Source organism: Paracoccus sp. TRP, assembly GCF_000185925.1.
Classification (GTDB): domain Bacteria; phylum Pseudomonadota; class Alphaproteobacteria; order Rhodobacterales; family Rhodobacteraceae; genus Paracoccus; species Paracoccus kondratievae.
Map to the genome: position 1 here is coordinate 22,508 of NZ_AEPN01000014.1, position 23,073 is coordinate 45,580.

At 61.8% G+C, this 23,073-nt stretch carries 24 protein-coding genes; 9 read left to right on the forward strand and 15 right to left on the reverse strand.

Going from position 1 to position 23,073, the window contains the following annotated elements:
- The first annotated feature begins 46 nt into the window (after positions 1 to 46).
- Positions 47 to 406 carry a DUF305 domain-containing protein gene (locus PARACOCCUSGL_RS0110110; RefSeq protein WP_010395962.1) on the forward strand — a complete coding sequence of 120 codons (360 nt, stop codon included), beginning with the start codon at positions 47 to 49 and terminating at the stop codon, positions 404 to 406.
- Between the two features lie 90 nt (positions 407 to 496).
- Here PARACOCCUSGL_RS0110110 and PARACOCCUSGL_RS0110115 read toward each other — a convergent pair whose 3' ends face one another.
- On the reverse strand, positions 497 to 1,633 hold the full coding sequence (locus tag PARACOCCUSGL_RS0110115; RefSeq protein ID WP_010395964.1) for a deoxyguanosinetriphosphate triphosphohydrolase: 1,137 nt from the start codon (positions 1,631 to 1,633) through the stop codon (positions 497 to 499).
- Between the two features lie 75 nt (positions 1,634 to 1,708).
- On the opposite strand from PARACOCCUSGL_RS0110115, the gene PARACOCCUSGL_RS0110120 reads away from it, so the two are divergent.
- Together PARACOCCUSGL_RS0110120 and xth are read left to right on the forward strand one after the other, a co-directional pair.
- Positions 1,709 to 2,044, forward strand: a complete 336-nt coding sequence (locus PARACOCCUSGL_RS0110120; RefSeq protein WP_010395967.1) for an iron-sulfur cluster assembly accessory protein — start codon at positions 1,709 to 1,711, stop codon at positions 2,042 to 2,044.
- 38 nt (positions 2,045 to 2,082) lie between these two features.
- Positions 2,083 to 2,868: an exodeoxyribonuclease III gene (gene xth / locus PARACOCCUSGL_RS0110125; protein WP_010395970.1), complete on the forward strand. Its 786-nt coding sequence runs from the start codon at positions 2,083 to 2,085 to the stop codon at positions 2,866 to 2,868.
- An 80-nt stretch (positions 2,869 to 2,948) separates the two neighbouring features.
- Here xth and PARACOCCUSGL_RS0110130 read toward each other — a convergent pair whose 3' ends face one another.
- From PARACOCCUSGL_RS0110130 to PARACOCCUSGL_RS0110140, 3 genes are read right to left on the reverse strand one after another with little or no spacing between them, the layout of a single operon-like run.
- Complete coding sequence (locus tag PARACOCCUSGL_RS0110130) at positions 2,949 to 3,287, reverse strand: hypothetical protein (RefSeq protein ID WP_010395971.1); 339 nt, start codon at positions 3,285 to 3,287, stop codon at positions 2,949 to 2,951.
- Positions 3,287 to 3,424 (reverse strand): hypothetical protein, encoded by a 138-nt coding sequence (locus PARACOCCUSGL_RS22155; protein WP_010395973.1) that lies wholly within the window; start codon positions 3,422 to 3,424, stop codon positions 3,287 to 3,289. The genes PARACOCCUSGL_RS0110130 and PARACOCCUSGL_RS22155 overlap by 1 nt, the downstream gene beginning before the upstream one ends.
- On the reverse strand, positions 3,425 to 5,278 hold the full coding sequence (locus PARACOCCUSGL_RS0110140) for an extracellular solute-binding protein (RefSeq protein ID WP_010395975.1): 1,854 nt from the start codon (positions 5,276 to 5,278) through the stop codon (positions 3,425 to 3,427).
- Here PARACOCCUSGL_RS0110140 and PARACOCCUSGL_RS22160 point away from each other — a divergent pair.
- Together PARACOCCUSGL_RS22160 and PARACOCCUSGL_RS0110150 are read left to right on the forward strand one after the other, a co-directional pair.
- Positions 5,178 to 5,438 (forward strand): hypothetical protein, encoded by a 261-nt coding sequence (locus PARACOCCUSGL_RS22160; protein ID WP_176224523.1) that lies wholly within the window; start codon positions 5,178 to 5,180, stop codon positions 5,436 to 5,438. The genes PARACOCCUSGL_RS0110140 and PARACOCCUSGL_RS22160 overlap by 101 nt on opposite strands.
- A gap of 125 nt (positions 5,439 to 5,563) precedes the next feature.
- Positions 5,564 to 6,346, forward strand: a complete 783-nt coding sequence (locus PARACOCCUSGL_RS0110150; RefSeq protein WP_029371988.1) for a 3-hydroxybutyrate dehydrogenase — start codon at positions 5,564 to 5,566, stop codon at positions 6,344 to 6,346.
- Between the two features lie 47 nt (positions 6,347 to 6,393).
- Here the strand turns inward: PARACOCCUSGL_RS0110150 and thyX are convergent, their stop codons facing one another.
- Positions 6,394 to 7,299, reverse strand: a complete 906-nt coding sequence (gene thyX, locus PARACOCCUSGL_RS0110155; protein WP_010395983.1) for an FAD-dependent thymidylate synthase — start codon at positions 7,297 to 7,299, stop codon at positions 6,394 to 6,396.
- Positions 7,300 to 7,488: 189 nt separating this feature from the next.
- On the opposite strand from thyX, the gene PARACOCCUSGL_RS0110160 reads away from it, so the two are divergent.
- Positions 7,489 to 7,917: a VOC family protein gene (locus tag PARACOCCUSGL_RS0110160; protein ID WP_010395985.1), complete on the forward strand. Its 429-nt coding sequence runs from the start codon at positions 7,489 to 7,491 to the stop codon at positions 7,915 to 7,917.
- A gap of 72 nt (positions 7,918 to 7,989) precedes the next feature.
- Here PARACOCCUSGL_RS0110160 and PARACOCCUSGL_RS0110165 read toward each other — a convergent pair whose 3' ends face one another.
- Both PARACOCCUSGL_RS0110165 and PARACOCCUSGL_RS0110170 read right to left on the reverse strand, forming a co-directional pair.
- Positions 7,990 to 8,502 carry a MarR family winged helix-turn-helix transcriptional regulator gene (locus PARACOCCUSGL_RS0110165; RefSeq protein WP_138918330.1) on the reverse strand — a complete coding sequence of 171 codons (513 nt, stop codon included), beginning with the start codon at positions 8,500 to 8,502 and terminating at the stop codon, positions 7,990 to 7,992.
- A 91-nt stretch (positions 8,503 to 8,593) separates the two neighbouring features.
- Positions 8,594 to 8,839: a succinate dehydrogenase assembly factor 2 gene (locus tag PARACOCCUSGL_RS0110170; RefSeq protein ID WP_010395989.1), complete on the reverse strand. Its 246-nt coding sequence runs from the start codon at positions 8,837 to 8,839 to the stop codon at positions 8,594 to 8,596.
- A gap of 106 nt (positions 8,840 to 8,945) precedes the next feature.
- Here PARACOCCUSGL_RS0110170 and PARACOCCUSGL_RS0110175 point away from each other — a divergent pair, with 106 nt between their 5' ends.
- The gene (locus PARACOCCUSGL_RS0110175) at positions 8,946 to 10,148 is read left to right on the forward strand and encodes a pyridoxal phosphate-dependent aminotransferase (protein WP_010395991.1); all 1,203 of its coding nucleotides are present in this window, start codon (positions 8,946 to 8,948) and stop codon (positions 10,146 to 10,148) included.
- A gap of 48 nt (positions 10,149 to 10,196) precedes the next feature.
- Here the strand turns inward: PARACOCCUSGL_RS0110175 and aspA are convergent, their stop codons facing one another.
- The 3 genes from aspA to PARACOCCUSGL_RS0110190 all read right to left on the reverse strand — a co-directional run bounded on the left by aspA (position 10,197) and on the right by PARACOCCUSGL_RS0110190 (position 13,195).
- Positions 10,197 to 11,603, reverse strand: a complete 1,407-nt coding sequence (gene aspA / locus PARACOCCUSGL_RS0110180) for an aspartate ammonia-lyase (protein WP_040601966.1) — start codon at positions 11,601 to 11,603, stop codon at positions 10,197 to 10,199.
- A gap of 155 nt (positions 11,604 to 11,758) precedes the next feature.
- Positions 11,759 to 12,655 (reverse strand): LysR family transcriptional regulator, encoded by an 897-nt coding sequence (locus PARACOCCUSGL_RS0110185; protein ID WP_010395996.1) that lies wholly within the window; start codon positions 12,653 to 12,655, stop codon positions 11,759 to 11,761.
- A 75-nt stretch (positions 12,656 to 12,730) separates the two neighbouring features.
- On the reverse strand, positions 12,731 to 13,195 hold the full coding sequence (locus tag PARACOCCUSGL_RS0110190; RefSeq protein WP_010395998.1) for an Lrp/AsnC family transcriptional regulator: 465 nt from the start codon (positions 13,193 to 13,195) through the stop codon (positions 12,731 to 12,733).
- Positions 13,196 to 13,305: 110 nt separating this feature from the next.
- Here PARACOCCUSGL_RS0110190 and putA point away from each other — a divergent pair, with 110 nt between their 5' ends.
- On the forward strand, positions 13,306 to 16,731 hold the full coding sequence (gene putA, locus PARACOCCUSGL_RS0110195) for a bifunctional proline dehydrogenase/L-glutamate gamma-semialdehyde dehydrogenase PutA (protein WP_010396000.1): 3,426 nt from the start codon (positions 13,306 to 13,308) through the stop codon (positions 16,729 to 16,731).
- Between the two features lie 35 nt (positions 16,732 to 16,766).
- On the opposite strand, the gene PARACOCCUSGL_RS0110200 is transcribed toward putA, so the two are convergent.
- From PARACOCCUSGL_RS0110200 to PARACOCCUSGL_RS0110220, 5 genes are all read right to left on the reverse strand, one after another.
- Entirely contained in the window at positions 16,767 to 17,600 is an 834-nt protein-coding gene (locus PARACOCCUSGL_RS0110200; protein WP_010396002.1) for an alpha/beta fold hydrolase, read from the reverse strand.
- A complete protein-coding gene (locus tag PARACOCCUSGL_RS0110205) occupies positions 17,600 to 18,388 on the reverse strand; it encodes an enoyl-ACP reductase (protein WP_010396004.1) in 789 nt (262 codons plus the stop codon). Before PARACOCCUSGL_RS0110205 ends, PARACOCCUSGL_RS0110200 begins: the two co-directional genes overlap by 1 nt.
- Before the next feature lie 19 nt (positions 18,389 to 18,407).
- Positions 18,408 to 19,637, reverse strand: coding sequence for a beta-ketoacyl-ACP synthase I (gene fabB / locus PARACOCCUSGL_RS0110210; RefSeq protein ID WP_010396005.1), 1,230 nt, complete (start codon positions 19,635 to 19,637; stop codon positions 18,408 to 18,410).
- A 21-nt stretch (positions 19,638 to 19,658) separates the two neighbouring features.
- Entirely contained in the window at positions 19,659 to 20,168 is a 510-nt protein-coding gene (gene fabA / locus PARACOCCUSGL_RS0110215; RefSeq protein WP_010396008.1) for a bifunctional 3-hydroxydecanoyl-ACP dehydratase/trans-2-decenoyl-ACP isomerase, read from the reverse strand.
- Positions 20,169 to 20,399: 231 nt separating this feature from the next.
- Positions 20,400 to 21,884 carry a PLP-dependent aminotransferase family protein gene (locus PARACOCCUSGL_RS0110220; protein WP_010396011.1) on the reverse strand — a complete coding sequence of 495 codons (1,485 nt, stop codon included), beginning with the start codon at positions 21,882 to 21,884 and terminating at the stop codon, positions 20,400 to 20,402.
- A 167-nt stretch (positions 21,885 to 22,051) separates the two neighbouring features.
- On the opposite strand from PARACOCCUSGL_RS0110220, the gene tauA reads away from it, so the two are divergent.
- Entirely contained in the window at positions 22,052 to 23,071 is a 1,020-nt protein-coding gene (tauA, locus tag PARACOCCUSGL_RS0110225) for a taurine ABC transporter substrate-binding protein (protein WP_010396012.1), read from the forward strand.
- Positions 23,072 to 23,073: the final 2 nt, after the last annotated feature.

A 23,073-nucleotide genomic window follows, 5' to 3' on the forward strand; every position in this document is an offset into this window, starting at 1 on the left:
ATGCGGTGCCCGGCTTCCATCAGCGCCGCCTTACGGAGAAAGCACCATGCGTTCTGTTACCTTTATTGCAACCACTCTGATCGCCCTGCCTGCCATCGCACAAGAGGCCGCGACCATGGACCATTCCGGCCATGGTGCCGTCACGAGTTCCTCGACCGTCGACTATGAACAGGCGATGGAGCGGATGCACGCCGATATGATGATTGAATATACGGGTGACGCCGATGTCGATTTCATGCGCGGTATGATCCCGCATCATCAGGGTGCCGTAGACATGGCGAAGGTCGTACTGGAGCAAGGCAAGGACCCCGAGGTCCGCAAACTTGCCGAAGAGGTCATCCGCACCCAAGAGGCTGAAATCGAGCAGATGCAGAAATGGCTGCAAGAGCACGACAAGGCTGAATAAACCTGATTCTTTTGTGTCCAAATATCCTGGGGGAGCTGATCTGGCCCCCGTCGAGGGGGCCGGATCAGCGGGGGCAAAGCCCCCATCCCCTTAGCCCAACAGACGCTGCGCCTCGTGAATGGCGAAACGGTCGGTCATGCCAGCGACATAGTCCAGGACCACCCGGGCACGGCCGGTCTCGTCCCTTGCACCATCGGCTGCCTCGCTCCAGGTCTGCGGCATCTTTGACGGATCGTTCAGGAACAGCGGGAACAGCCCGTTCAGCATTTCTGTAACCCGCTTGCGTTCGGTCACCACCGATGGCGCGCGGTACATGCGCTGGAACAGGAACAGCTTGATCGCCTTGAGGTTCTGGTACAACGGCTTTGAAAAGCGGATGATCGGCCCCTCCATATCACGGATTTCCTGCACATTTCCGGGCTGCAGGCTGGCAAGACGGTTCTGGGCGACCGCGATTACATCCTCGACCATGACGCCAAAGACGCGGCGCAAGGCCTCGTGCCGGCGCCGCATGGTCTCAAGCCCCGGGTGCAGACGGTCTACTTCGGCAAAGGCTTCGCCGATAACCGGCAGTGCTGCCAGGTCTTCTTCGGTAAACAGCCCTGCACGCAGCCCGTCATGCAGGTCATGATGGTTATAGGCGACATCATCGGCGACGGCTGCGACCTGTGCCTCGGCGCTGGCATTGCTATGCAGCTCAAGATCCCATTCTTCGTTCACCTCGGCCAGCGCATAGGGCAGGGGACCGGAGACCGGGCCATTGTGTTTGGCGATGCCTTCAAGGCTTTCCCAGGTCAGGTTCAGCCCATCGAAATCGGCGTAATGACGTTCAAGCCTGGTCACGATGCGCAGCGCCTGTGCATTATGGTCAAAGCCGCCATAAGGGGCCATCAGCGCCGCCAAAGCGTCCTCGCCCGTGTGGCCAAAAGGCGGGTGGCCCAGGTCATGGGCCAGCGCCACGGTCTCGGCCAGATCGGTATTCAGCCCCAGCGCCCCGGCAATCGTGCGGGCGACCTGGGCGACCTCGATCGTATGGGTCAGGCGGGTGCGGTAATAATCGCCCTCATGTTCCACAAAGACCTGGGTCTTGTGCTTAAGGCGGCGAAAGGCGCTAGAGTGGATGATCCGGTCGCGGTCCCGCTGCCAGGGACTACGAAAGGTGGACATGCGCTCGGGCCAGCGGCGGCCACGGCTTTCTTCGGGCTGGCAAGCATAAGGTGCCGTCATCTGATCCTGCGTTTCTTGCGAGACTGCGGTCCAGACCCTATATTCCACAGCGGAAGACGGAAACGGGAACGCCCCATGAACAATGGCTTAAACCTGCCCCCTAAGGTTACCGAACGCGCCTTTGCCCGGCTGGCCGAAATCAATGGTGACGGCCCGGTGCGCCCCTTGCGGGTCGCCGTCGCGGGCGGCGGCTGTTCGGGGTTTCAGTATGACATCCGCCTGGACGACGTGGCCGAGGATGATCTGATCCTCAGCAACGGCGGCCAGGCCGTGGTTGTCGATCCGGTCTCGTTGCCCTTTCTTGCCGGGGCGACCATCGACTTTACGGATGAGTTGATCGGTGCGCGCTTTACCATCGACAACCCCAACGCCAGCTCGTCCTGTGGCTGCGGCACCTCTTTCTCGATCTGATCTGGCGCGCGGACGGGCAGGCGGCTAGTCTTGCCCGTATGAAAATCGCGACCTTCAACATCAATGGCGTCCGCGCCCGTATCGAGACCCTGACCGGTTGGCTGGCCGCAGTCCAGCCCGACGTCGTCGTCCTGCAGGAGATCAAGACCCAGGACGAAGGTTTTCCGCATGAGCCGATCGCCGATCTTGGCTACAACATCGAAACCCACGGGCAGAAGGGTTTCAACGGCGTCGCTATCCTCTCCAGGCTGCCGCTTGAGGATGTGAGCCGCGGCCTGCCCGGCGATGACGGTGATGAGCAGGCCCGCTATATTGAGGCGACGGTTGTCGGCCGTGATGCCCTGCGCATTGCGGGGCTCTACCTGCCGAACGGCAACCCTCAGCCGGGACCCAAGTTTGATTACAAGCTGGCGTGGATGCAGCGGCTGCACGACCGGGCAAGGGCGCTGCTGAAGTCCGAGATGCCGGTGGCGATGATGGGTGACTATAACGTTATCCCCGAGCCACGCGATGCGGCCTTCCCCGAAAAATGGGTCGACGACGCGCTGTTTCAGCCCGAAAGCCGGGCGGCCCTGCGCCGCATCATCCATGACGGCTGGATCGAAGCGGTACGGCTGCATCATCACGGCAGCCAGCGCGGCCCGTTCACTTTTTGGGATTATCAGGCCGGTGCCTGGCAAAAGGACAACGGCATCCGCATCGATCATGTGCTGTTGTCGCCCGAGGCCGCTGATCTGCTGATAGATGTCGGCATCGACCGCGATGAGCGGGCAAAGGAAAAGCCCAGCGACCACGTTCCGGTCTGGGTCGATCTGAACCTGTAAAGGCCACGCCCGCAGGAAAGGGCGGGGATCACCTGCCCTGCATGCCCCCTTGGCACGGGTTCCCGTGGACGGCGATTGCTTTAGTCGCCGTCGTCAGGCACCTCGTCATCATCGCCAAAGCGGGCGTCGTCGTCAAATTCGTCTTCGCCCTCACCAACATATTTCGAGGACAATCTGATCGAATGATTGTCATGGATCGGGTCCATGACGATATCTGCCGGGATCTCTCCCGCCAGCCATTCGCGGATTTCGTCCTTGGTCTCGTCGACGTCCTGTTCCGTGACCCTGGCGATATAGGTTATGAAGGCACGCTGATCGCCGTCGATCTCTTCCAGGTCGCCTTCATCGGCCTCGGGCCATTTTTCAACGATGGCGTCGAAAAAGGCGGGCCAGTTATCGCGGACATGTGCCCATTTCATCAGTAGCCCCCTCCACCACCGAAGCTGCCCTGAACCAGACGCGACGCGCCGGTGATATCTTCGCCTATGCCGGCAACGGTATTGCACGCCGTCAGTCCAAGAAGGGTCAGGACAACAACGATTCGACTAAGTCTCATTTACTTTACCTCCTGCCACCAGGTTTCTGGCATAAAGCCGGGCCAGTCACCGTAAAGCGGCGTCTTTTCAGGATAATCCAGATCGGCGCGATGGGCCAAGCGGGAAATCCGTGAATAGCTGACCGGGATGACATAACGTCCGGCGGTTAAGACACGGTCAAGCGCCCTCACCGCGGCGAGATAATCCTCGCGCGAGCGGGCCTGACCCATTTCGGCGATCATCGCCTCGGCGGCGGGCGAATCCATGCCCATCCAGTTCTTGCTGCCTGTCGTCGTCACCCCGTCGCGGCCCCAATACAGCCGCTGCTCATTGCCCGGCGACAGTGACAGGCCGCGCTCATACCAGGTCATGTCGAACTGGTAATTGTTGGTCCGCTCGACATATTGCGCGGCATCGAGTTGGGTGACGCGTGGGTGAATACCCAGATTGCGCAGCGACTGGACAAAGATATCGACGATCTGCCGGGTCTCGGCGGCGGTGCGCATGGCGCTGCCGGACTGGTTCAGCAAGATCTCAAAGCTGAACGGGCGGCCCTGCGCGTCACGCAGCTCGCCATCTTGCACGGTCCAGCCCGCCTCGGCCAAAAGCTCAAGCGCGGCGCGGATCCCCTTGCGGTCGATGGCCCGCTCACCCCCTTCGGGCAGGGCATAGCCTCCGATCGTGCCGGGGGGCAGGTCGTTGGCAAAGGGGGCCAGCAACTCGGCCTCGCGGCCAGAAGCGGGACCGGGTTCCATCGCCAATTCCGAGTTTGAGAAATAGCTGGTGATACGAGGGTCCTTGCCGCCGCTAAGCGTCATATTGATGAAGCGGTAGTTAAAGGCTTCGATCATCGCTTGCCGCACCCGCCAGTCGGCGAATAGCGGATTGCGGGTGTTCATCACCAGACCAATGATGCCCGAGGGCCGGCCATGGGTGATTTCGGATTTCACGATCCGGCCGTCGCGCATGGCAGGAAAATCAAAGTTCTTTTCCCAGCGTGCCGCGACCAGCTCGCGCCAGACGTCGATCTCGCCAGCCTTGAAAGCCTCGAACATGGCTGAGGCGTCGCCGAAATAGTCGTAACGGATGGTGTCGAAATTGTTCATGCCGCGGGTCACCGGCAGATCGCGTGCCCAGTAGTCGGGGTTGCGGCGCAGTGTGATCGCGCGACCCGGATCAACCTTGTCGATGATATAGGGGCCCGAGCCGATGGGGGCCATCAGGCTGGACTGACCAAAGTCGCGCCCCTCCCATTGCGCCTTTTTCAGTATCGGGCGCATGCCCATCAGCATCACAAGCTCACGATCCGGGGTATTGAAGGTAAAGCGGACCGAGCGCGGGCCAGTCTGCTCCATCTTTTCGACCTTTGACCAGACGACGGTGTAGCGCGGATGCCCTTTGGTCCCCAGCGTCTCATATGACCACATCACATCTTCGATAGTGACCGGAGAACCGTCCGAAAAACGCGCTTCGGGACGCAGAGTGAACTCAACCCAGCTGCGTTCATCATCGGTTTCGACTGTTTCAGCAAGCAGTCCGTAAAGCGTGAAGGGCTCGTCCAGCGAACGCATCATCAGCGGCTCGGCCACGATTCCCGGCTGGGTAAACAGGGGCCAGACCGGGTTGCCCATCAGGATCCACGGGTTCAGCGAATCGAAAGTGCCCGTCTCGGCCAGGCGAATCGTCCCGCCTTTTGGCGCCTCGGGGTTGACGTAAGGCAGATGAGGAAAGCCCGGTTCAAGCGCAGGTTCTCCATACATTGCAATGGCATGCATGGGTTCGGCAGCACTTGCCAGCGGCATGCATGCAACACCCAGACAAAGCGCGATTCGCCGCCAGATCGCGGATTCGTTAGCAAATTTGAAGAATCGCATGCTCGATTGCCCTGATTTCCGGGTCGGTGATCTTGTTAAGCCCGAGATTAACCGGCTGTTCACCGCGACGCAAACTTACGCCTTGGACTCAGAAGGCGAAAAGCGTATAGATAAGGCACTGCTCGATAGGTTTCTTGCCTGTATGAAACCTGCCTCATGACTTGCGCCCGCCTAGTGCGGGCGCTTTTTTTCCTGGGCCTTTCGACCGCTGCTCCTGCTCTTGTGTGGGGCAGGCTTTTTGCCCATGCTGCCGCCAGATTTTGGTTCATGTGGCAGGAGACGGCGATGTTCGAGAAATTCCTTGGCGGCAAGACGGCGGTGGTAACCGGCTCGAATTCGGGAATCGGCCTTGGCATCGCCCATGAACTGGCGCGGGCTGGTGCGGATGTCGTTCTGAACAGCTTTACCGATGCGCCCGAGGATCATGCGCTTGCCGAAAGCATGGCACGTGAACATGGTGTCAAGGTGCGCTATATTCAGGCTGACATGTCAAAGGGGGCCGATTGCCGCGCGCTGATCGAAAAGGCGGGGACCTGCGATATCCTGGTGAATAATGCGGGCATCCAGCATGTTGCGCCGATCCCAGATTTTCCGGCCGGGAAGTGGGATGCGATCATCGCCATCAACTTAAGCTCGGCCTTTCATACCACTGCGGCGGCGCTGCCGCTGATGCGCAAGGCCGGGTGGGGGCGGGTGATCAATATCGCCTCGGCCCACGGCCTGACCGCGAGCGAGTATAAATCGGCTTATGTTGCGGCCAAACATGGTGTCGTCGGTCTGACCAAGGTCACGGCGCTTGAGACGGCGAAAGAGCCGATCACCTGCAACGCGATTTGCCCGGGCTATGTTCTGACCCCGATCGTGGAAAAGCAGATCCCGGACCAGATGAAGACCCATAACATGAGCCGTGAGGATGTGATCGCCAAGGTCATGTTGCAGCGCCAGCCTTCGGGGCAATTCGCCACAGTCGAGCAAATGGGTGGTACCGCAGTGTTCCTGTGCTCGCCCGCAGCGGATCAGATCACCGGGACGACCATTTCGGTCGATGGTGGCTGGACGGCGCTGTAAGCTGGAATTATGGGGCGGCCCGACCGCCCCATAATTTGATCCGGGCCTTAGCCCCAAACCGCCTCAAACTCGCGCCACTCGCCCTTGCTCATGCCGCTGTTTTCCTGGGTCACCGTCTCGCCGGCGAGGCGGCGTTTCAAAACCTCGACGCCTTTCGCGGATAGCTGGACGGCACCCAGACGGTAATCCTCGAACGCGGCATAGGCATGGGGGACCCAGTCGCGGACGATGTTACAAATCACCTCGGCATAGGCGCGAATTTCATATTGTGCATGGGCGTCGGCGCGCAGACGCAGGAAGTGGAACAGGTTGTGCAGGTCCACCTTCCAATACCATTGCGTATAGACATTGGCGGGCAGATTCATGCGCGCCAGTTCACGGGCCAGACCCTGCTGACCTTCCTGGCTCAGCATCTGTTCGTAATGGTCATAGGCGCGCATCGCGTCCTCGCGCAGCAGGTCAAGCACGCGCGCAGCCTCATCCCCTTCCAGCACCTGACCCCGGCCCTGATTGTTCACTGTCGATTGCGCCGCCAGATGCTCGGGGGCGGGAATGTAGAACTCACGGTCAAGAATCGAATAGCGCGCCGAATATTCGTTTACGTTGGCAGTGCGGTGGCGAATCCATTGACGGGCGACAAAGACCGGCAGCTTGACGTGAAGCTTGATCTCGCACATCTCGAAGGGGGTCGAATGCCAGTGCCGCATCAGATAGCGGATCAGCCCTTCGTCATTCGACACCGATTTCGTGCCCCGGCCATAGCTGACCCGCGCCGCCTGGGTGATGGCGGAATCGTCGCCCATATAGTCGATGACACGCACAAGGCCGTGGTCCAGAACCTCATGGGCCTTGTAAAGATGCTGCTCCATCCCCTCGGAAACCGCACGCAGGGTAGGGCTGGGATTTGCACGCTGCTCGTCGATCTGGGCCTGTTGTTCGGGGGTGATGGGCATGGCGGAATCCTCGGCTGATTAAGCATATCTTGTGGCATTACCCGCCGCTACATTCAACAGTTTGTGTCGGCCGTTTGCCGGGGCAGGCTGCCGCAGGCGTTGCAGATACGGGCGTGAAATGTCACTCTGCCGGCGATGGGGCGCCATGACTTGCGCCCGCCAGGCACATCCTGACAGGAGGAAACTACGATGAAGATTCGATATCTGCACACTATGGTGCGGGTGCTGGACCTTGAAAAGAGCATGGCGTTTTTCAAGCTGCTGGGGCTTGAGGAAACCCGGCGCATCGAAAACGAAAACGGGCGTTTTACGCTGGTCTTCATGGCACCGCCCGGCCAGCCCGAATGTCCGGTCGAGCTGACTTGGAACTGGGACGGTGATGAGGGGCTACCGTCGGACAGCCGTCACTTTGGTCATCTCGCCTATCGCGTCGAGAATATCTATGAGATTTGCCAGAAACTGATGGATGCCGGCGTTGCCATCAACCGCCCGCCGCGCGACGGGCACATGGCCTTTGTCCGCAGCCCCGACAATGTCTCGATCGAGCTGTTGCAGGAGGGTGAGCATTTACCCCCGCAAGAACCTTGGGCCAGCATGGAAAATACCGGCCACTGGTAAGACGCGCAAAGACGCAGGGGGTACAAACCCGCCCGTCTGCCACGTGCGATCCCGGGTAAGGATCAGCAGGGATCAATAGATATAGCGGATCTGTTCGGTCCAGAAACGTTCGACCCGCCGCCATTGCAGGTTCACCGCCTCAAGCGGCGGGTCATCAAGCACGCCGGACATCTCCAGTCCCTCAGCGTGGCGCATAAAGAGCTGTGCCACGCAATCGTGCACCTCTTGCCCCGCCGGGGTCAGGCGGACCCGGACTGATCGGCGGTCCATCTCACAACGCTCGTGGTGCAGATACCCCAGCTCGACCAGCTTCTTGAGATTATAGGATACGTTCGAGCCCTGATACATGCCGCGCGACCGCAACTCGCCCGCCGTCACCTCGGCCGTACCAAGATTATAGATCAGCAATGCCTGCACCGGCGTCAGTTCTGACCGGCCCAACCGCTCGAACTCATCCTTGATGAGGTCGAGCAAAAGCCGGTGCAGTCGTTCCAGCACCTGCAGGCTTTCCAGATAAGCCTCGATCCGGCCATTCCGCGGCGGGGCCTGCGGGGCGGGGACCATTCGGGCAGATCTGTGTTGCATGGGCGATTTCCGTTCATGGCCTTGTTTGGGCCAAGATGGCGCAGATTTGCCAATCTTCGGTTAACCGCCGGCAGGTTCGCTAAAATTGCCGCTATTTCTTTACCAGCCGCTCTGCGGCAAAGCGCGCCACGCGGTTCAGCATCGGCACCAGCGCTTCGGGCCCGGCCTGCCGGCCCGAGAGTCGCGCCGTGATCCAGGGGTAAAGATCCTGGTCATTTTCATCGAGCAGCGTTTCGTAGAGATCAAGCTCGGGGTCGTTCATCCCCTCAAGCTCGCTGTCCGAAAAGGGGCCAAGGATCAGATCCATCTCTTTGGTGCCCCGCCGCCAGCTGCGCATCCGCAGCCTTTTCAGCCTTGTCTGTCTGTCGTCCACGCTCGCCCCCGGCTTGCCTGTCTGCGGGGGCGGGCCTATGACAGGACAGCCCAGCCGCAGGATGAGTTCGATGAGCCTTTTGTCCCAGACGCTTGCCCGCGTCAAACCCTCGCCCACTATTGCCATCACGGGCCGCGCGCGCGAACTTGCCGCCGAAGGCCGTGATATCATCAGCCTCTCTGCAGGCGAACCTGATTTCGACACCCCGGCCCATATTCGCGAGGCAGCCAAGGCCGCGATCGACGCCGGCCACACTCGCTATACCGCAGTCGATGGTATCCCCGAACTGAAGCGTGCGATCTGTGACAAGTTCGCGCGGGAAAACGGGCTTGATTACAAGCCCTCGCAGGTCACCGTTGGCACCGGAGGCAAGCAGATCCTATATAACGCCCTGATGGCGACGCTGAACCCGGGGGATGAGGTTATCATCCCCGCGCCCTATTGGGTCAGCTATCCAGATATGGTGCTGTTGGCCGGGGGGACGCCGGTCGTTATCGAAGGGGCGATGCAGAACGGCTATCGCATCACCCCCGAGCAGCTTGAGGCGGCGATCACACCGCGGACGAAATGGGTGATTCTGAACTCGCCTTCGAACCCGACCGGTGCGGGCTATGGCAAAGATCACCTGCGCGGCCTTGCCGATGTCCTGATGCGCCACCCGCATGTCTGGGTACTGTCGGACGATATTTATGAGCATCTGGTCTTTGACGACTTCCGCTTTGTCACGCCTGCACAGGTCGAGCCGGGGCTGAAGTCGCGCACGTTGACCATGAACGGCGTTTCAAAAGCCTATGCGATGACCGGCTGGCGCATCGGTTATGGTGCGGGACCCGAAGAGCTGATCCGCGCCATGGCCAAGCTGCAGTCGCAATCGACGTCGAACCCCTGTTCGATCAGCCAGTATGCGGCACTGGCCGCGTTGGAGGGGCCACAGGATTACATCAACGAAAGTCGCGCCGTCTTTCAGCGCCGCCGCGATCTGGTCGTCGCGGGGCTGAATGCCTGCCCCGGCATTGATTGCCCGGTGCCGCAGGGGGCATTCTATGTCTACCCCTCGATTGCGGCATTGATCGGCAAGACCTCGGCCGCTGGTACGGTGATCGTGGATGATGAGGCTTTTGCCACGGCGCTGCTGGATGAGACCGGGGTTGCGGTCGTCTTTGGCGCGGCCTTTGGGCTGTCGCCGCATTTCCGTATCTCTTACGCGACCTCGGATGAGGTGCTGGCAGACGCCTGCGCGCGTATCAAGCGTTTCTGCGAAGGCTTGCGCTGAAAACGGCGGCGGCGGGGCAGGGACCCCGCCGCCCTGTCACAAGACCGGTCAGGCCACGAAAAGCTGGGGTTTCGTCAGGCTTTCGGGGCGCAGGATCGCGTCCAGACGCTCTTTGGGCAACAGACCCTTTTCCAATACCAGCTCATAAACGCCGCGGCCGGTCAGATGCGCCTCGGTTGCGACCTCGGTTGCGGCGGCATAGCCGATATAGGGGTTCAGTGCCGTGACAATCCCGATCGAGCGGCGCACGGTTTCCTTGAGCACGTCGCGATTGGCGGTGATGCCGCGCACGCAGTTATGTTCCAGCGTCTGACAGGCCGCGATCAGATGGCTGACCGAACGGAACATGCTGTAGGCTATCACCGGCTCAAAGGCGTTCAGCTGCAATTGCCCGCCCTCGGCCGCCATGGTGATGGTCATGTCATTGCCGATCACCTCGAAACAGACCTGATTGACGACCTCGGGGATGACCGGGTTCACCTTGCCGGGCATGATCGATGAGCCGGCCTGTTTCGCAGGCAGGTTGATTTCGTTGAACCCGGCGCGCGGCCCGGATGAGAGCAGCCGCAGGTCGTTGCAGATCTTGCTGAGCTTGACCGCCACGCGTTTCAGCACACCGGATACCTGTACAAAAGCGCCGCAATCCTGCGTTGCCTCGACCAGATCGGGGGCGGTGACCACTGGGATCACGGTGATTTCCGCCAGCCGTGCCCTTACCCGTTCGGCATATTCGGGGTGAGTGGTGATGCCGGTTCCGATGGCCGTAGCGCCAAGGTTGATCTCGCAAACGAGGCTTGCTGCTTCGGCAAGGCGGGTCTCATCCTCTCCGATGGTGATGGCAAAGGCGTTGAATTCCTGCCCCAGTGTCATTGGCACCGCCTCTTGTAGCTGGGTGCGGCCCATCTTGAGGATATCAGAGAACTCGGCGCCTTTTTCGGCAAAGGCCCCACGCAACGAGGCCAAAGCCGCGATTACATTTTGCAACCCACGCCACGAGGCCAGCCGCAATGCCGTCGGATAGACGTCATTGGTGGACTGGCTCATGTTCACATGTTCGTTCGGGTGCAGATATTGGTATTCGCCCTTGGCATGGCCCATGATTTCAAGGGCGCGGTTGGCGATCACTTCATTGGCATTCATATTGGTCGAGGTCCCGGCCCCGCCCTGAATCTGATCGACCACGAACTGATCGTGCAGCTTGCCGGCGCGGATTTCTTCGCAGGCTGCGACGATGGCGTCGCGGCGCTCGGGCGAAAGCAGACCCAGATCGGCATTGGCCAGCGCCGCCGCTTGCTTGATCGCGGCAAGGGCCCGGATCAGCTCGGGAATTTCACCGATCGGCCTGCCCGAGATCGGGAAGTTCTCGACGGCGCGCAAGGTATGGACGCCCCAATAGGCCTCGGCAGGCACCTCGCGATCGCCAAGCAGGTCGTGTTCGATGCGGGTTTTTTTCATGTTCACCTCGGGCGCAGGCACCCGGCCCGCCAAGGCGGTTCCGGCGCGATGCGCATTTCTGTCGGATATGTTGCTATGACAGGGCGTGACGCGCCCCTGTGTGTTCAAGATTTAGGCAGGATCAGCAGCGTTTTCCAATGCCAAGTCGCGCTGGGTTATTCTGTTTCTGCATAACCCTCGCCAAGCTCACGCGCGGCCTGCCACACCCGGCCGGTAATCCCGCGCCCGCGGGCGGCATTGCGGTAAAGGCGGATCTCCATCGGCAGTTCGGGGGCGACGACTTCCAGGCGGCTGGTCTCGATTTCGCTTTCGACCAGCCGGCGGGGCAGCCAGACCACGCCGTGACCGGCGACGGCCATGCTTTTCATCGCCTCGGCCATGCTCGCTTCATCGGTATGGGCGACATAGACTTTGGGCGCGCCGGGTTGGGTCAGCGCGATCCGGGCCATGGCGTTCAGAAACGAGCCGCGTGAATATTTCAGCATCGGCATGCCCTCGGTCAGCCATTCCTCGGGCCAGCCGGGGCGGGCGACGGCGACAAGGCTGTCCTGACCGACGACCAGATGCGGAAAGCCCTCTGGGTCCAGCGGGATGTTCACCTGTGGGTGGGCATAGGTCAGGAAAAAATCATAACCGCCCTCGGTCAGGGCCTCGATGCAGCGGTCAAAGTTTTCGGGCTTGACGCGGCTGGTCATCTGGCCGGCCACTGCCTTTAGCCGCATCAGCCAGCTGGGCAGAAAGGTCACGGTCAGACTGTGCAGCGCCACAAATGAAATCTCTCTGCCATGACTGCGGGTGTGATCCCGAAACTCGGCGCGGCGGGCGTTGATCATGCGCACGGCCTCTTCGGCGGTTTCGCGAAACAGCACACCTTCCGGGGTCAGGGTCACCGGATAGCTTTCGCGTGACAAAAGGTCCGTTCCCAGCCATTCCTCAAGTGCACGGATGCGGCGGCTAAAGGCGCTTTGCGTCACCCCGCGCAACTCGGCCGAGCGCGAGAAGCTGTGCGTTTCGGCCAGAACCAGAAAATCCTCAAGCCATTTGAAATCCATGTGCCCCCCTTTTGCCCGCTTTAGCCGAGCCCTCGCCAGCGCGCCACGACAAAGGCGGCTGCGGGTGCTGCGGGGTCAGATCTCGGTCCAGTTCTGCTCGACCACCGCCTCCATCGAAACATAGCTGTTCGTTGCGTGCAGATGCGGCAGGGTCGAGATGTGCTGGGCAAGGATCCGGCGATAATCGGTCATATCGCGCGAACGGACCTTGATCAGATAATCAAAGCCTCCGGCGATCATGTAGCACTCTTCGACCTCAGGGATGGCGCGGACGGCGGCGTTGAAGCGCTCCAGCGCCGGCTGCCGGGTATCGGACAACCGTACCTCGACATAGGTGACGTGCGTGAGGCCCAGCTTGAGCGGAGAGAGGATGGCGCGATAGCCCGTGATCAGCCCCATTTCCTCAAGCTGGCGGATGCGCAGCGCCACCGGTGTCTTGCTAAGCCCGACCTTGCGCGCCAGCTCGGTGATGGGAATACGGGCATTTGCCACCAGCTCTTGCAGGATCTTGCGATTGGTGGCGTCGAGCGCTTCTTCCATGGTCCAGATATGGCCTGATCTTCGTGACGATTGGCTATGAAGATGGCATAATATGGTCACATGGTCTAGCTCATTGCCGCTATCAGGGCCTTGTCTTGCAGGAGAATGCCATGCCCGTTCCGTCCCGTTCCGCTGATCTGCCCCTTTCTGCCCTGGACCTTGAGGCAAAGTTCCAGCCCGAGGCCGCGCTTTTGCAGCGCCTCAGTGCCGAGGCGGCGCTTTCGGATGCTCAACGTGCCGCGATCACGGCCCGGGCTGCTGATCTGGTGCGCCGGATCCGGTCCGAGGCGAAACCGACTCTGATGGAGCATTTTCTGGCCGAATACGGCCTTTCGACGCGTGAAGGCGTGGCGCTGATGTGTCTGGCCGAGGCGATGCTGCGCGTCCCGGACCGCCAGACCATCGACGCGCTGATCGAGGACAAGATCGCGCCCTCGGACTGGGGCAAACATCTGGGCGAGGCGTCCTCATCGCTGGTCAATGCCTCGACCTGGGCGCTGATGCTGACGGGCAAGGTGCTGGACGACGATCAGGGCGGCATCGCTGGCACTTTGCGTGGGGCCATCCGCAGGCTGGGCGAACCGGTGATCCGCGCCGCCGTCGGCCGGGCGATGAAAGAGATGGGGCGGCAGTTCGTGCTGGGTCAGACCATCGAGGCGGCGCTTGAACGTGCCGCGCAGCGCGAGGCGCAGGGCTTTACCTACAGCTATGACATGCTGGGCGAGGCGGCGATGACCGGTGCGGATGCGGCGCGCTATGCCCGGGACTATTCCGATGCCATCGCGGCGATTGCCAAGGCCTGCACCAAAGGGTCGGTGCAGATGAACCCCGGCATCTCGATCAAGCTGTCGGCGCTGCATCCACGTTACGAGGTTGCGCAAGAGGCCCGGGTCATGGCCGAACTGGTGCCGGTGGTGCTGTCACTTGCCCGGCAGGCCAAGGCTGCTGGCATGGGCATGAACATCGACGCCGAAGAGCAGGACCGGCTGGTCCTGTCCCTGAAAGTGATCGAGGCGGTGCTGTCTGACCCCTCGCTTGCCGGCTGGGACGGGTTCGGCGTCGTGGTTCAGGCCTATGGCAAACGCGCCGGTCAGGTGATCGACTGGCTGCATGCTTTGGCTGAAAGGCTGGATCGCCGCATCATGGTCCGGCTGGTCAAGGGCGCATACTGGGACAGCGAGATCAAGCGCGCTCAGGTCGAGGGGCTGCCGGGCTTTCCGCTGTTCACCACCAAGGTTGCAACCGATGTCAGCTATATCGCCAATGCCCGTAAGCTGATCGGCTATGCCGACCGCATCTATCCGCAATTCGCCACCCATAACGCCCATACCGTGGCCGCGATCCTTGAAATGGTTGGCGATATCGAATTTGAGTTCCAGCGCCTGCATGGCATGGGTGAACGTCTGCATGACATTGTTTTGCGCGATCACAACGGTCGTTGCCGTATCTATGCGCCGGTCGGGGCGCATCGCGACCTGTTGGCCTATCTGGTCCGCCGCCTGCTGGAGAATGGCGCCAACAGCAGCTTTGTGCATCAGATCGTGGATGAGGCGGTTACGCCCGAAGAGGTCGCGCGTGATCCGCTTGAGGCATTGGCCTCGGCGCAGCCTCCTGCCGGGCTGGTGGCACCTGATGCACTGTTTGGCGCGACGCGTCCCAACTCGCAGGGGTTTGACCTTAGCGATGAAACAACGCTCGCCCGGATCGAGGCCGCTCGGCAGGGCTCGCTGCCTGACGCTGCGTCGCTGACCGTCTCGCCCTCCTCGGGGCAGCGGGCAGAGGTCCTGAACCCCGCAAGTGGTGAGGTCGTTGGCCATGTGACCGAGGCGGATGCCGAAACCGTTGCGCGCGCCATCGAGGATGCCCGGATCTGGGACGCATCCGCCCCTTTCCGTGCTGAGGCTCTGCGCCGTGCCGCTGATCTTTACGAAGCGAATTTCGGCCCGATCTTTGCGGTTCTTGCGCGCGAGGCGGGCAAGACCCTGCCCGATTGTGTGGGTGAACTGCGCGAGGCGGTGGATTTCCTGCGATATTATGCCGCCGAGGGCGAGGCCCAGACCGGACGTCCGCGCGGCGTGATCGCGGCGATCAGCCCGTGGAACTTTCCGCTGGCCATTTTTACCGGCCAGATCGCGGCGGCTTTGATGGCTGGCAATGCAGTGCTGGCGAAACCGGCCGAGCAGACGCCGCTGATCGCTGCCATTGCCGTGCGCCTGCTGCATGAGGCAGGGGTGCCCAAATCTGCGCTGCAACTTCTGCCCGGTCAGGGCGGGACGGTCGGTGCGGTGCTGACCTCGGACCAGCGTATCAATGGCGTGGTCTTTACCGGCTCGACCGAGACGGCGCAGATCATCGCGCGCGCCATGGCCGAGCATATGGCCCCCGGCACACCATTGATTGCCGAGACCGGGGGACTGAACGCGATGATCGTCGATTCGACTGCCCTGCCTGAACAGGCGGTGCGCGATATCGTCGCCTCAAGCTTCCGTTCGGCGGGGCAACGTTGCTCGGCGCTGCGCTGCCTTTACGTGCAAGAGGATATCGCACCGCATCTGATCGCCATGATCAAAGGCGCCATGGATGAGCTGCGCATCGGCGATCCGTGGCGGCTTGCGACCGATGTCGGGCCGGTGATCGACGCCGAGGCACAGGCAAATATCGAGCAATATCTTGAAAGCCGCGCGAATCTCGTCCTGCATCGGGTCTGGGCGCCGAAACAGGGGCATTTTGTGGCGCCGGTGCTGCTTGGTGTCAAAGGTATCGACGATCTTGACCGTGAAATCTTTGGTCCCGTCCTGCATGTCGCAACCTTCCGCGCGGGAGAGCTGGATCAGGTGATCGCGGATATCAACCGGCGTGGTTTTGGCCTGACCTTTGGCCTGCACACCCGGATCGATTCGCGGGTGCAAGAGGTGTCGGACGCGATCCATGCCGGCAATATTTACGTCAACCGTAACCAGATCGGCGCGGTGGTCGGCAGTCAGCCCTTTGGGGGCGAGGGGCTGTCGGGCACCGGCCCGAAGGCGGGCGGGCCGCTTTATCTGGGACGCTTCTTTGCGCCCGAGACCGTGAACGTCACAGATGCGGGGCAGGGCGGAACGGCGGATCTTGGTACGCTAAGTGCCGCTTTGCGTACGGCCGGCGCAGCCCGGATCGACGAGCGGCTGATGCCCGGCCCGACCGGAGAGCTGAACCGTCTCGTTCTTCATGCCCGTGCGCCGCTGATCTGCCTTGGGCCGGGGCGCGAGGCGGTCGCGGCGCAGGTGGCGGCGGTCAGTGCACTTGGCGGTCATGCCGTGCCGGTCCATGGACATCTGCCCCCCGAGGCGCTGGAGGCGCTGCAAGGTTTCTCGGCGGTACTGTGGTGGGGCGATGCCGCCCAGGGGCGCGCCTATGCCCGTGTGCTGGCAGCGCGTAAAGGACCGATCCTGCCGTTGATTACCGCTGCACCTGATCTGGCCCATGTCGCGCATGAGCGTCATCTGTGCGTCGATACCACTGCTGCGGGCGGTAATGCCGCATTGCTGGCGGGTTAAACACGCATAGCTCCGGCCCGCGTCGGGCGGGCCGGTCAGTCCTTGCGCATTGCCTCAAGCCAGGCATGGATCGCGGTCAAAGCCTCGGGTTCGTCAAGAAAGGGGATATGCGCGCGGTCGGGGACCTCGGCCCGGATCATGTCCGGACGGCGACGCTGCATTTCGTTGGCAGTATCTCTTGCCAAAAGGTCCGAATTCGCCCCCCGGATCAGTGCCAGAGGCAACCCCTGCGCCGTGTCGAACATCGGCCAAAGATCGACCTCGGGTCCCTCAAAGGCTGCCATGAACGCCTGCCGCAGTTCGGGATCGTAGTTGATGCGCAGGCCAGCGGGCGTTTCAAGATAATGGCGCTGTGCCTCTTCCAGCCAGCGGCTTGCGGGGACATTGGCAAAGCCGGGCATATTCGCGGGCAGACGCTGCGCCAGATCCTCCAGGGTTTTGGCGGCAGGGTTGCGGCCCAGATAGTCGAAAATACGAACCAGCCCTTCACGTTGCAGGACCGGACCGACATCGTTCAGACACAGGCCCAACAGCCGGTCATGCGCGGTCGCGGCCAGAAACATGCCGATGATCCCGCCCCGCGAGGTGCCGAGCACCGCCGCCCGCTCAATCCCCAGGTGATCCAGAAGGGCCAGCGCATCCCGTGCCTCTTGCAGGACGGTATAGCTGTTGCCGCCGGTCCAGTCGGAATCGCCTCGGCCCCGGTAGTCGGGCCGGATCAGCCGTACCCCGGACAGATGCGGGGCAAGATAGTCAAAGTCGCGCCCCGTCCGGGTCAGACCGGCCAGTGCCAGAACCGGCAGCCCTTCGCCTTCATCGCGATAGGCAAGCTTTGCGCCGTCCTCGGCCCGGAAAAAGCGCGGGCTCATTACAGGTTTTCCGATTGCGGCATTCCCAGAACGTGATAGCCGCCATCGACCAGCACGATTTCCCCTGTGGTGCAGGCACCCCAGTCCGAACACAGCCAGACCGCCGTGCCGCCGATCGCCTCAAGCGTCGCATTGGCGCGCAGTGGGGCGTTGGCCTCGGTGTGGCGATAGGTCTTGCGCGCGCCGCCGATCGCTGCGCCGGCCAGCGTTTTCATCGGGCCGGGGCTGATCGCGTTGACGCGGATCCCCTCGGGGCCAAGGTCATTGGCCAGATAGCGGACCGAGGATTCCAGCGCCGCCTTGGCCACCCCCATGACGTTATAGAACGGCGTGACCCGGTTCGAGCCGGCATAGGTCAGCGTGATGATCGAACCGCCGTCCTTCATCAGCGGCTGCGCGCGGCGGGCCAGATCAATCAGCGAATAACAGGAAATCGTCAGCGAGTTCTTAAAGTTGTCGCGGGTCGTATTGATAAAACGGCCAGTCAGTTCAGTCTTGTCGGAGTAGGCGATGGCGTGGATCAGAAAGTCGAGCCCACCCCAGCGCGTCTCGATCTGTCCAAAAGCGCGGTCGAGCGATTCGTCATCCAGCACGTCCACATCCATCAGGAAATCAGAACCAAGCGACTGCGCCAGCGGCTCGACCCGCTTGCCAAAGGCTTCGCCCTGATAGGTAAAGGCCAGTCCGGCACCCTCGTCAGCCAGAGCTCGCGCAATCCCCCAAGCGATAGAACGGTCATTCGCGACCCCCATGACAAGGCCGCGTTTCCCTTTCATCAATTCGCCCATGGTTTAACCTTTTCCTGATTCATTCACGATATTTGGACAACACCAGCGTGGCGTTGGTGCCGCCAAAGCCGAAACTGTTGGAAAGGACGCTGTCAAAATCGACATTGTCCATCCGTTCACGCACGACCTCGGCGGGTTGGATTTCGGGGTCGAGTTCGGTGATATTGGCCGAGGCGGCGATAAAGCCGTTCTGCATCATCAGCAGCGAATAAATCGCCTCATGCGCGCCGGTCGCGCCCAGCGAATGCCCGGTCAGGGATTTGGTAGATGAGATGGGCGGTACAGCGCCCTCGCCAAAGACGCGGCGCAGCGCCTTGACCTCGCCGACATCACCCACCGGGGTCGAGGTGCCATGCGCATTGACATAGCTGACCTGCCGCCCCTCGGGCAGGGTAGACAGTGCCAGCCGCATCGACCGCTCTCCGCCCTCGCCAGAGGGGGCGACCATGTCATAGCCGTCGCTGGTCGCGCCATAGCCCGTGACTTCGGCATAGATCTTGGCACCGCGCGCCAGCGCGTGACCCAGTTCCTCAAGCACGACGACGCCGGCGCCACCGGCAATGACAAAACCGTCGCGGGTAACGTCAAAGGGCCGGGATGCGCTTTGTGGCGTGTCGTTATATTTCGACGACATCGCCCCCATGGCGTCAAAAAGGCAGGACAGCGTCCAGTCCAGCTCTTCGCCACCACCCGCAAAGACGATGTCCTGCTTACCCATCTGGATCAACTCGGTACCATTGCCGATGCAATGGGCCGAGGTCGAGCAGGCCGAGGTGATCGAATAGTTCACACCCTTGATGCGGAACGGCGTCGCCAGACAGGCCGAATTGGTCGAGGACATGCAGCGCGTGACCATAAAGGGTCCCATACGCTTGGGCGCACCCTTTTCCAGCACGATGCGATGCGCGTCGAACAGATTCGCGGTCGACGGCCCGCCAGACCCCATGACCAGGCCGGTGCGTTCGTTCGAGACATCCTCGGGCGCAAGGCCCGCGTCCTCGATCGCCTGTTCCATGGCGATGAAGTTATAGGCGGCACCCATGCCCATAAAGCGCAGGTTGCGCTTGTCGATGTAATCCTCGACCGCGATTTGTGGCATGCCGTGGACCTGGCTGCGAAAGCCGTGCTCGGCATATTCCGGGGCAAAGACGATCCCCGACCGGCCGGTCCGCAAGCTTTCGGTGACTTCGGCGGCATTATTGCCGATGGGAGAGACGATGCCCAACCCGGTGATGACGACACGGCGCATGGCGTGCTCCTGGTTCCTGGGTCAGGCGGCCGACAGGGCCACCTTCATATCCTTGACCTCGTAGATCGTTTCACCGTCGGCCTCGACGCGGCCGTCGGCAACGCCCATGGTCAGTCGGCGGGTCTGGATCGCCTTGGTAAAGTCGACGAAATAACGCAAAAGCTTGCGGTCGGGGCGTACCATGCCGGTCAGCTTGACCTCGCCCACACCCAGCGCATAGCCGCGCCCCTGCCAGCCGCGCCAGCCAAGGTTAAAGCCGGTCAGCTGCCACAGCCCGTCAAGACCCAGACAGCCGGGCATGATGGGGTTGCCGGGGAAATGGCACGGAAAGAACCAAAGCTCGGGATGAATATCGAATTCGGCGACAACATGGCCTTTGCCGTGCAGGCCACCCTCGGCCGAGATATCGGTAATGCGGTCCATCATCAGCATCGGCGGTTCGGGCAATTGGGCATTTCCGGGGCCGAACAGCTCGCCACGGGCGCAGGCCAGCAAATCTTCCTTGTCAAAGCTGGTCCGTGTCATCGTCATGCGCGTCTGTTCTCCTCGATCCGGCATTGCGTTGCTCATGCTGTCCGTGCTGCTGTCGCCGGGCAACGCCCTGCACGAAACCTGACCTTCGATCTATCATTCCGTCGCGGCAAGGCGCAAGGGCGCAGGGGGTGTTGATGATCGGGCCCTCTGTCGCACCCACCTGTATATTGGAAAGCCCCCGCCGGTTTCTTCTTTCGTGTAAAAATATCCATTAATAACAGTGCATCGTCAGGCCGCGTGTTCTGCCAATTCACCGGCTCGCCGCGCGATCAGGCCGATCCCAGCCGCAATATCACCGTCGCGGATCGAGGAATAACCCAGACGAAAGAACGGGCAGGGGACCGGCGGGGTCTCGAAAAATACTTCTCCCGGCTCGATCAGAACGCTGTCGTCAAGCAGCCGCGCGGCCAAAGCGCCGCTATCGATCCCCACTGGTCCTTCAATCCACAGGCTTGAGCCGCCCGAACGTGCTGCCCCGGCAATGCGCAGGGGTGTGGCAGCCAATGCGTCTTCCATCAACGCGCGACGACGCTTCAGCGCGCCGCGCAGCCGCACGATATGGGCGTCGTAATGCCCTAGCGCGAGAAAATAGGCAGTGATCCGTTGCAGGTGGTTCGGAGGGTGACGCAACATGATCGCCCGTAGCGCCCGCGCCCGCGCAATGAATGGCTTGGGGGCAACCATGTAGCCGATGCGCAGTCCCGGAAACAGCGACTTTGAGAAGCTGCCGATATAGATCACCCGCCCGCTGTGATCGAGCGATTTCAGCGCCGGGGCCGGTGGGGCAAGATAGGACATCTCGAAATCGTAATCATCCTCGATGATCAGAAAATCCTGCGCGGCGGCGCGGGCCAGCAGGTCGCGGCGGCGCGGCAGCGGCATGGTCGCGCCGGTAGGGATATTGTGACTGGGGGTGACGATCACCAGCCGCGTGTCCTGGGGCAAAAGCTCGGGGTTCAGCCCGCCCTCATCGACGGTCAGAAAGGTCGTGGGACTGTTCGCGCGGCGCAACGTTTCGGCGAAATCGGGGTAGCCGGGATCCTCGGTCACCGCCAGCCGGTCACCCCGGGCAAGCAGTTCAATGGCAATGAAAAGTGCGTTTTGCGCCCCAAGCGTCACCAATACTTCATCTGGCTCGGCCTGAATCCCGCGCCGGGGCAGTGAGTGCGAGCAGATATAGTCGATCAACATCGGATCGTCGGCGCCGTAAAGATCCGAAGCAAGTTCGCCAAAGTCCCGCGTCCCCCAGGCCCGTCGTGCGCAGTCGCGCCAGGCGTTGTGGTCAAACAGCGCCGCATCGCTTTGCCCATAGATGAAGGGATAGCGAAAATCCTGCCAGTTTGAGGGCTTGCGGATCACCCGCTGACGCGGCACCTCGCCTGCAAGCCAGCGGTCCCAGTCAAGAGCGGTCTGGCCGGGCAAGGATCTGGCGGCCCTCAGCCGGCGATGGGGGACGGTTGCGGCGACCATGACGCCGGAACGCGGCCGGGTCTCCAGATAACCCTGGCTGATCAGCTCCTGATAGACCAGCGTGACGGTCATCCGTGACAGGCCCAGCGATTCGGCCAGCCCCCGGGTTGAGGGCAGCCGCGTGCCCGGCCGCGCCCGTGTCTCAAGGATCGCCCGTACGATGGCGGCTGCCAGCCGCGCCTGCAACGTCCCTGCCTCGCTGTCGCGCAGGAAGTACATCTCGACGGGGATTCGGTCGCTCATCTGGACTTATCTTTCCTTTTAACTGGACATATCGTTACGCCCCGTCACCTGCAACATTTTGCCGCATAAGCAGCCGCTGAGAGCTGTCCCGTGTCAGGAAGATTTGTCCGGGCGAAAAGCCCGGTCACGTCGCAGGACCAACAACGCAAAGACAGGGAGTCATGACAATGACCAGCATGGACCGGGCCGGAACGTTTCTGGCCGCGATCGCGCTTGCCGCAGGGCTGGGCCTTGCAGGGCCGGCCGGGGCCGAAACCACGGTGGTGGTGGGCTATCAGCAGATCGTCGGCCCCTTTATCGCCGCCATTGCCGATGGGCGGCTGGACGCCGCTGCCGAAAAGGCGGGCTACAAGATCGACTGGCGGCAGTTCTCATCGGGCGGGGATATCTCGACCGCGCTTGCCTCGGGCAATGTGCCGGTGGGGGTGCTGGGCTCGACCGGGATCGCCGCTGCCACCACGCGCGGGGTTGAGTTCGAGCTGTTCTGGATCCTCGACAATATCGGCAAGGCCGAGGCGCTGGTCGCCCGCAAAGGCTCGGGCATCGAAAGCACTGCCGACCTGACTGGCAAGGATGTCGCGGTGCCTTTTGTCTCGACCTCGCATTTCCATCTGCTGGTCGGCATGGACCAGGTGTGGAAGATCGACCCGCGCGGTGTGAACATCCTGAACATGAAACCGCCGCAGATCCTTGCGGCCTGGCAGCGCGGCGATATCGACGCGGCCTATGTCTGGCCTCCGGTGCTGACCGAACTGATGAAAGAGGGCAAGGTCATCGCCGATAGTGAGGTGATCGGCGCGGCAAGTGTCCCGATCTTTGACGGGCTGGTCGCGGATAAGGATTTTGCCGCCAGGAACCCTGCATTCATGGAGGCGTTCACCAGCACGCTGGCCGAGGCTTATGCCGATTACAACGCCAATAAAGCGGCATGGACGGCGGATTCCCCGCAGGTCGCGGGTATCGTCAAGATGATCGGCGGCGACCCCGCCGGCACGGTCGAGGCGCTGAATATGCTGACCTTTCCCGACGCGGCCGAACAAGCATCTGAAAGATGGCTGACCGGCGGTGCGGAACGGGCACTGGGCGAAAGCGCGCGATTCCTTGCTGAGCAAAAGCAGATCGACCGCTCGCTCGACGATTATGCCCCCTTTGTGAACGCAAGCTACGCCAGTGCCGCTGCGCAATAGCC

What these genes read in the sequence shown, in the direction of transcription:
- PARACOCCUSGL_RS0110110 (WP_010395962.1), top strand. Translation starts at nt 47, where the DNA reads ATGCGTTCTGTTACCTTTATTGCAACCACTCTGATCGCCCTGCCTGCC.
- PARACOCCUSGL_RS0110115 (WP_010395964.1), bottom strand. Translation starts at nt 1,633, where the DNA reads ATGACGGCACCTTATGCTTGCCAGCCCGAAGAAAGCCGTGGCCGCCGC.
- PARACOCCUSGL_RS0110120 (WP_010395967.1), top strand. Translation starts at nt 1,709, where the DNA reads ATGAACAATGGCTTAAACCTGCCCCCTAAGGTTACCGAACGCGCCTTT.
- xth (WP_010395970.1), top strand. Translation starts at nt 2,083, where the DNA reads ATGAAAATCGCGACCTTCAACATCAATGGCGTCCGCGCCCGTATCGAG.
- PARACOCCUSGL_RS0110130 (WP_010395971.1), bottom strand. Translation starts at nt 3,287, where the DNA reads ATGAAATGGGCACATGTCCGCGATAACTGGCCCGCCTTTTTCGACGCC.
- PARACOCCUSGL_RS22155 (WP_010395973.1), bottom strand. Translation starts at nt 3,424, where the DNA reads ATGAGACTTAGTCGAATCGTTGTTGTCCTGACCCTTCTTGGACTGACG.
- PARACOCCUSGL_RS22160 (WP_176224523.1), top strand. Translation starts at nt 5,178, where the DNA reads ATGGGTTCGGCAGCACTTGCCAGCGGCATGCATGCAACACCCAGACAA.
- PARACOCCUSGL_RS0110140 (WP_010395975.1), bottom strand. Translation starts at nt 5,278, where the DNA reads ATGCGATTCTTCAAATTTGCTAACGAATCCGCGATCTGGCGGCGAATC.
- PARACOCCUSGL_RS0110150 (WP_029371988.1), top strand. Translation starts at nt 5,564, where the DNA reads ATGTTCGAGAAATTCCTTGGCGGCAAGACGGCGGTGGTAACCGGCTCG.
- thyX (WP_010395983.1), bottom strand. Translation starts at nt 7,299, where the DNA reads ATGCCCATCACCCCCGAACAACAGGCCCAGATCGACGAGCAGCGTGCA.
- PARACOCCUSGL_RS0110160 (WP_010395985.1), top strand. Translation starts at nt 7,489, where the DNA reads ATGAAGATTCGATATCTGCACACTATGGTGCGGGTGCTGGACCTTGAA.
- PARACOCCUSGL_RS0110165 (WP_138918330.1), bottom strand. Translation starts at nt 8,502, where the DNA reads ATGCAACACAGATCTGCCCGAATGGTCCCCGCCCCGCAGGCCCCGCCG.
- PARACOCCUSGL_RS0110170 (WP_010395989.1), bottom strand. Translation starts at nt 8,839, where the DNA reads ATGCGCAGCTGGCGGCGGGGCACCAAAGAGATGGATCTGATCCTTGGC.
- PARACOCCUSGL_RS0110175 (WP_010395991.1), top strand. Translation starts at nt 8,946, where the DNA reads ATGAGCCTTTTGTCCCAGACGCTTGCCCGCGTCAAACCCTCGCCCACT.
- aspA (WP_040601966.1), bottom strand. Translation starts at nt 11,603, where the DNA reads ATGAAAAAAACCCGCATCGAACACGACCTGCTTGGCGATCGCGAGGTG.
- PARACOCCUSGL_RS0110185 (WP_010395996.1), bottom strand. Translation starts at nt 12,655, where the DNA reads ATGGATTTCAAATGGCTTGAGGATTTTCTGGTTCTGGCCGAAACGCAC.
- PARACOCCUSGL_RS0110190 (WP_010395998.1), bottom strand. Translation starts at nt 13,195, where the DNA reads ATGGAAGAAGCGCTCGACGCCACCAATCGCAAGATCCTGCAAGAGCTG.
- putA (WP_010396000.1), top strand. Translation starts at nt 13,306, where the DNA reads ATGCCCGTTCCGTCCCGTTCCGCTGATCTGCCCCTTTCTGCCCTGGAC.
- PARACOCCUSGL_RS0110200 (WP_010396002.1), bottom strand. Translation starts at nt 17,600, where the DNA reads ATGAGCCCGCGCTTTTTCCGGGCCGAGGACGGCGCAAAGCTTGCCTAT.
- PARACOCCUSGL_RS0110205 (WP_010396004.1), bottom strand. Translation starts at nt 18,388, where the DNA reads ATGGGCGAATTGATGAAAGGGAAACGCGGCCTTGTCATGGGGGTCGCG.
- fabB (WP_010396005.1), bottom strand. Translation starts at nt 19,637, where the DNA reads ATGCGCCGTGTCGTCATCACCGGGTTGGGCATCGTCTCTCCCATCGGC.
- fabA (WP_010396008.1), bottom strand. Translation starts at nt 20,168, where the DNA reads ATGACGATGACACGGACCAGCTTTGACAAGGAAGATTTGCTGGCCTGC.
- PARACOCCUSGL_RS0110220 (WP_010396011.1), bottom strand. Translation starts at nt 21,884, where the DNA reads ATGAGCGACCGAATCCCCGTCGAGATGTACTTCCTGCGCGACAGCGAG.
- tauA (WP_010396012.1), top strand. Translation starts at nt 22,052, where the DNA reads ATGACCAGCATGGACCGGGCCGGAACGTTTCTGGCCGCGATCGCGCTT.